The sequence below is a fragment of the Nocardia sp. NPDC059180 genome, assembly GCF_042754945.1.
GTDB lineage: Bacteria > Actinomycetota > Actinomycetes > Mycobacteriales > Mycobacteriaceae > Nocardia.
On sequence record NZ_JBHZBU010000023.1, the window covers coordinates 1 to 1263 of the forward strand.

Below are 1263 nucleotides of genomic sequence, written 5' to 3' on the forward strand. Positions count from 1 at the left end.
CCTGTAGTCGTCTCGACACCCTGCTTACCCCAATAAATGACACCCGAGTTAGGCGGGTAGATCGTCAACTCTCGGCGGTTTGTCAGTTTGCTAGAACCTGACTTTGCCATTACAGGCGTGACGCCTACACTCACCCCACCAACCCTAAAGTCATTCATTCCGGCTTCCCGAGTTGGTACAGGTTGTGTCGCCGGGATAGAAGACCCGCCGAGTGTGACAGGCTTATCTATCTCAACACTCCCAATATGCTTGTCGCCTGCCGCAAGCGGCGGTAACGCTGATATATCTACGGTTCCTGTCATCTGCCCAAGCTGAACGGTGTCAATGGACTGTGGTATAGATGACGCTGTAAATTTCTCAATCCAAGATTCGACCCGGACTTTTTCGGGCTGCACGATCGCGGCGTCAAGGTAGATTGTGTGATAGCCGAGCGGTCGCGCCAAAAGCTTTGTTGACCCCGGCGCTACGGCTAAAAGATAATTGTTAGGCGACACGCTCGGGCGCTCGTGTACGTACACGATCTGACTTGTGTTATTTGTTATGGCTGAATGGTTCGGCTTTGTGTCGTCAAAATAAACCGTTGTAATGTCGCCCGGTAGCATGGTGACGGTCTGTTCACGCCATGTACTCTTTTTATGGTCATCCCCCGGCTGTTTGACTAGTTCCGGCATTCTTGTTCACTCCTTTTGCTATTGTAGCGGCTTTCTTGATGTGGTTTGACGCGCTGCGTCCTTTCTTAATGGCTTTGGCTCCCTTAGAAACAGATTTGACAGCACGACCACCCGGAACAAAATCCATTGCGGTGGATGCTGTACCTTTCGCAACGTCTCCGACTGCTGGGAAGGCTTTCATAAAGAACACGATTGCAATGATAGCAAGCCCGAGAATAAGAGACCATCTGAACACGCCGAACATGATATTTGATAAATATGATTTGTCGTCAGTGCCTGAAGATGAAGAATCCCCACCTGTCGCCCCGGCTCCTGACGTTCCTTTGAATGTAATGTCCTTATCATCGTACTGGTGAAGGTTGTTACTGCTGATAATGCCGAGAAGCTTATTTACATAGTTAGGGTCTGTTGCATACCCTCCAGCTTTGATTCCCTTCGCATAGTCCTCAACGCTTTTTGCGTTCTTCAGCTTTGACGCATAACGCGGCTTGGATAATAGTTCCGCGTGGGCGCGTATGGAATCTTGATAGCTGTTGTACTTTGCAAAGCCATCCTTCACGTGATAGGTCTTACCGTTATATACTTCGGTCGT

2 protein-coding genes are annotated in these 1263 nt (G+C 49.4%); both read right to left on the bottom strand.

Annotated features, from left to right (window positions below):
• A partial coding sequence (locus tag ACFXNW_RS30025) for a hypothetical protein (RefSeq protein ID WP_379421174.1) occupies nucleotides 1-671 on the bottom strand: 671 nt, incomplete at its 3' end.
• The coding region (locus tag ACFXNW_RS30030; RefSeq protein WP_379421175.1) for a glycoside hydrolase family 73 protein at nucleotides 640-1263 on the bottom strand (624 nt) is incomplete at its 5' end. The genes ACFXNW_RS30030 and ACFXNW_RS30025, both read right to left, overlap by 32 nt.